The 5,307-nt window shown below is 62.4% G+C and carries 2 protein-coding genes and 1 pseudogene; 2 read left to right on the forward strand and 1 reads right to left on the reverse strand.

The features are described 5' to 3' along the window. Both WA989_RS17760 and WA989_RS17765 read left to right on the forward strand, forming a co-directional pair. A pseudogene (locus WA989_RS17760) lies at positions 1-4,195 on the forward strand (beta-ketoacyl synthase); the annotation flags it as partial. Further along, positions 4,188-4,772 carry a hypothetical protein gene (locus WA989_RS17765; RefSeq protein WP_424341805.1) on the forward strand — a complete coding sequence of 195 codons (585 nt, stop codon included), beginning with the start codon at positions 4,188-4,190 and terminating at the stop codon, positions 4,770-4,772. The pseudogene WA989_RS17760 and the gene WA989_RS17765, both read left to right, overlap by 8 nt. 38 nt (positions 4,773-4,810) lie before the next feature. Here the strand turns inward: WA989_RS17765 and WA989_RS17770 are convergent. Continuing rightward, a partial coding sequence (locus WA989_RS17770; protein WP_424341806.1) for a sigma-70 family RNA polymerase sigma factor occupies positions 4,811-5,307 on the reverse strand: 497 nt, incomplete at its 5' end.

Here is a 5,307-nt window from a genome sequence, read left to right on the forward strand (position 1 = left end):
CCTGCACCATCGCAAGACTAGAGCGCCAGAGGGCATTCGCTTCTACGCAAACGCGACAAACGCCGCCTATATCCCCGATGCCGAGACCGTCGCAGACATGCTAACACGGCAGGCCGCCAGTGAAGTGAACTTCCCGAAGACCCTCCAGCAGGCGTTCAGCGACGGCGTCAGGACGTTCATCGAGATCGGGCCTCGAGACACCCTCACCCACGCCATCCGGGAAACGCTGGGCAGTGGGGTTCAGGCCGCCGCAATGGACCGTTTTGGCCAGCCCGACCTGTCAGATATCGCCCATGCCTGCGCGGCAGTTTTCGCCGCGGGGCACGATGTGGATATGGCGAGGCTGCAGGCGGGCCTTGACGCCGCCCGCGCCAATGCCATCAGTCTGCGACCATCGAAACCCGGCGAAATCGCTTTTCCAGCGCACGCAGCGCCGCCGCGCCTGATGCAGCGTCCACCCGATACCCGGCGGCGTATTGAACCGCCAGCCGGGAGGACGAACGGTCCGTTCACGCCCGTGGCAGCCCGCCCGTCGACAGGTCGAACGCTTCCCTTGGCGCCCGGATCATCCTGGCGCGATCCGGCAGGTCAGGATGTCCAGCTCCTGGACCGCCCTGAACCGCGTGAACGAGACAAGCCGGCGATCACCTCCGCGCCCCAACGAATTCCCAAATCCAGTCCGGGTCTGAAACCGTCTATCCGACCCCTGGAGCGGCGCAATCCTGTCGGGTCGAGCTTCAGCCGGGCGCAGCTCGAACACGCCGCGGCTGGCAATATTTCTGACGTTTTCGGCGAGGTGTTTACCGGTCAGGATGGCTTCCGCCGGCAGGTCCGCATGCCGAGACCGCCAATGCTGCTGTGTGATCGGATCACAGGCATAGACGCCGAAGCGCTTGTTCAGGGCAAGGGGACGATCTGGACGGAGACGGATGTTGTCGACGGCCATTGGGCGGTATCGGACGGTGTGCAGCGGCCAGGGCCTCTGATCGAAGCTGGCCAGGCTGATCTTGCACTCATCTCCTGGATGGGCGCAGACCTGCTCAATTGTTCGGACCGCGTCTACCGGCTCCTCGGTTGCGAGCTTACCTTCCATGAGGGCGGCCTGCCGCGCATTGGCGAAACACTGCGCTTCCAGATCTCGATCAAGGGGCATGCGAAGCTTTCCGGCGTGCGCATGTTCTTCTTTGAGTATGACTGCTACGCTGATGACCGCCTGCTTCTCTCCGTCCGCAATGGTCAAGCTGGATTCTTTACTGATGAAGAACTGGCGAGCTCAAAGGGCGTTCTCTGGGACGCGGCCGAAGATGGCCCGCCAACGGAGAGCCCGCGCCTGGCTCAAACCAAGCCGTCCGCCAAGACACAGTTTTCCGAGTCCGAAGTCGCCGCGTTCCGGGCCGGCGATACGTTCGATTGTTTCGGGGCGGGCTTTGAACGTGCGGCTCCTCATTCGCGTCCGGCGAAATTGCCGTCAGGCCGGCTGGCGCTTTTTGATGAGGTCGTAGCGTTCGAGCCGGCCGGTGGCCCCTGGGGCCGTGGATATCTCAAAGCCCGCCACCACGTTCCGAAAGATGCCTGGTTCTATGATGGTCATTTCCATGAGGACCCGTGCATGCCCGGCACGCTGATGGCCGAAGCTGCCGTGCAGACGCTCGAGTTCACCGCAGCAGCGCTAGGCCTGACGATTGAGCGCGACAGCCATGTGTTCGAGCCTGCAACGGGCGAACAGGCCGTCTTCTACTGCCGTGGACAGGTCACGCCCGAGGAGGACCACGAGGTGACTTACGAAGTCTTCGTCGACGAGATCATCGATGGCGAAGAACCGATGGTGTTTGCGAGCCTGCTCGCGCGTTCAGATGGCCGCAAAGTCTTTTACTGCCCTCGCTTCGGGGTTCGCCTGCGAAGACACTGGCCGGTCACGGTGAAGGGCCGCCGTATCCCACATTATGTCAATGACGAGTGCGATGTGCGGGGCGATGAGGCCGCCCTTCTCGAGTGCGGATCAGGCGCGCCCAGCCGTGCCTTTGGCGAGATGTATGCGCCCTTCGACAAGGGCGGAACCGTGCCCCGCCTGCCGCAGCCGCCTTATCATATGGTCAGCCGGGTGCTGTCGGTCTCCGGCCCGGCAGGCGCGCAGAAAGCCGGTTTGACGGCGGTCACTGAATACGACATTCCACCCGACGCCTGGTATTTCGAAGATGGCGGCACAGGCACAATGCCGTTCAGCGTGCTGACGGAAGTTATCCTGCAGCCCTGCGGCTGGCTCGCCTCCTATTCCGGCTTCGCGCTATCCGGCGAAACACGCTTCCGCAATCTCGATGGGAACGGCAAGACCCACCGGCAGGTGCGCCCCGAAGATGGCCTCATCCGGACACAGACCACGCTGACACGCTGCTCACGCATCGGGCCGATGACGATCGTGTTCTTCGCCCTGGACGCCACGCTCGATGACGGCACGCCGGTCGTCTCTCTGGAAACGAGCTTCGGCTTTTTCACCAAGGCGGCGCTCGCCTCGCAGGCCGGACTGAAAGCGAGTGACGAGCAACAGGCCTTTTTCGATGCGCCCGCCGACCCGCCAAGCGAGGCGGACACCCTGCTGCCTGTCTCGTCAAACCGGCTGGCCCTGTTCGATGTGATCGACCGGTTCGAGCCTGACAGCGGCGAAGCGGGCAAGGGCCGTATTCGTGCGCGCCAGACCGTCAATCCATATGCCTGGTATTTCAGGGCTCACTTCTTCTCTGACCCGGTCCAGCCCGGTTCGCTCGGACTTGAAATGCTGGTGCAGCTTCTGGCGCGGGCCGCGGACCTGAAAGGGCTGGCAGACCGTTTCGATGCGCCGGTCTGGGAACCAATCGCGCCAGAAGAAGACCTTGTCTGGACGTATCGCGGACAAGTTAATCCAACGGCCGGCCTGGTTACCCCGATCGTCGAAATCACCGACATTGTCGAGCAGGACGGCCATATGCGGGTCATCGGCACGGGATCGATCTGGGTAGACGGCATGCGCATCTATGAAATGCGCGGCATCAGCATCGTGCTCAAGGCAGACGGTGGCACACCAGCAGCACGATCCATCTTGAAATTCGACCGGGAGACTGATGACTGGGCGAATGCGCACAGGCCCACTTACACAATCCCGGCGCTGCCCCTGCTCGCTCAGGCTGGCATGGCATTGAGAGAGACGGCGAGAAACAAGAAAGCGCCCTATCCGATTGAACTGGAATCCTTTGCGCCGACCCGCTGGGCCAGTATCGGCGAAGCTGGGTTGAGCGTTGAAGTCCTTGCCGGCCAGGATGGCCAGGTCCGCCTCAGGGGCCGCGACGGTCTATCGGGAGACGCGCCCTGGTACGACATATCGGCCGGAAGGATTTCCAATCCCGTTCGCCCGCCAAGAGGCACGATCGGGTCCGGCAAACATGGCCGCAAGCGCGCCAATCCTTACAGAAGTGCAGACCTGTTTCACGGCGAGAAGCTCCAGCCCGTCACCGAATTGCGCCGCAGCGCGTCCGGCTTTGAGGCGAAGCTCGATCTCGCCTGCGCCGCAACGCCCGGCGACCCGTTCGATCCCGTCATTCTCGACGGGCTGGTGCACGGGCCGCCGCATGAAACGCCTGAAGAATGGTTCCCTGGCACTGAGGGATACGCGATCTACCCTGTCCGCATCGACAGGCTGATCATCTGCTCTGACGTGCCAGACAATGGCGTTCTAACGGTCCGCGGCAGGCCTGGCATTCCTGATCCGGTCAATGGAAATCTCCCGGTGACGATCGAGGCCTATCTCGATGACACGCTCTGGGCGCGTCTTGAACTGATTGAGAAAGCCTACCCCAAGGGCCCAATGTCGGACCTCAGCGCCAAGGACCGGCGGGGCTTTCTGACGGGTGCCAGAAGCGATCACCCCGCGGCGCTGAGCCGCTGGGACGGAGCGCGCACCCTGCTCTCGCCTGCGGATGTCATTGCCTGCGACTGGCTGCCAGGAACGGTATCGGCCGCATGGGGCTGCGAAGGCCGTACGGGAGCCGAGCTCGTCAGAGCCGTCGCCATCAAGGAGCACTTTGCCCGCAAGTGGGGCATCCACCCGCGCCGTGTCGGTCTCGACATGCCATTCGCGATTGGACCCGGTGGTCGCGCCCGCTACAGAATCGCGTTTGATACCGCTCTTAGAGCCTGGGCGGTCACGGACGATCCTTATGAGTGAATTCGAACTTGTCGTCGCCGATGAACGCATGCTGCCTCTGGTCCAGCATCTGCGCTACCGCGTCTATTGCGCGGAGAAAAAATTCGAAATGGCCGGCGCTGATCATGAAGCGCGCCTTCTGACCGACACTGCGGACAGGCTTGGCGTGACGTTCGCGTTGTTTGACGGCGCACACCTCATCTCAAGCGCGCAAGTTATCCCGGTCGACCCTCTGGCCCCGCAGGCCGGTTTTGACGTGTTCGACCTTCGCAATTCGCTGCCGCGGCCTGACCAGGGCGCCGTCATTGTATCCAAACTCGTGACGTCGCCCGACAGGAGGGGCTCGAAATCGCTGGGGCCTGTCATGCGTGCGATCCTGGCATTCGTGACGGCGGAAAAGCGCCGTTACATCGCCATTCTCGCAGAGCCCTCAATGGTCGATTTCTATGCCTCGATGGGCTTCGACGCCGTTCGCGATGATCTCGAGGCCGCCCCCTTTGGACGTGTCACGCTTATGGTCTTCGACATGCAGGACGAGCAGCACCTGAGCGGCCGGTCGCTGGCGGGCTGGATGTTCAAATCCGTGTTTGCGGGCTGAAGGCGATCATCGCCGAAGGCTAAACAGCCAACAAGTGTTCAGGCGACGGCCCGCTGATCTGCAAAGAGGTCAATCTGGTCCAGAAGGTCTGACAAATGCTGGGGCGCACCGCCCTTAATGCAGCGAAGGGTCGACTCCTGAGACTCAAAACGCGCGATTACGGCCTCCCGGGCACGGCTCACCCGGCTTTTGACCGTTCCGGCCGAGCAGCGACAAACGAGAGCTGCCTCTTCATACGTCAGACCGGCCGCGAGCACGAGAAGCAGGGCGTCGCGCTGGGCATCCGGGAGCGAATAAATGATCTGCTCCATACGGATGAAGTCCTGCCGGACTTCCTGGTCGCCGTTCTGGACAAGCGCAGCCTCTGCAAATTCCGGCTCGACGTTCACCGTCCGCCAGGCGCGGCGCAGCATCATATAGTATTCATTACGAAGGATGCGGAATATCCACGGACGCATGGGCTGCGCTGCATCGAATGTATCGGCGCATGACCATGCTTTCAGGCAGGCGTCCTGAACAAGATCATCTGCCAGGG

The organism is Henriciella sp. (genome assembly GCF_049649345.1).
In the GTDB taxonomy this organism is placed as follows: Bacteria; Pseudomonadota; Alphaproteobacteria; order Caulobacterales; family Hyphomonadaceae; genus Henriciella.

Coding starts and splice junctions, on each gene's coding strand:
- WA989_RS17765 (WP_424341805.1), top strand. CDS start 4,188: ATGAGTGAATTCGAACTTGTCGTCGCCGATGAACGCATGCTGCCTCTG.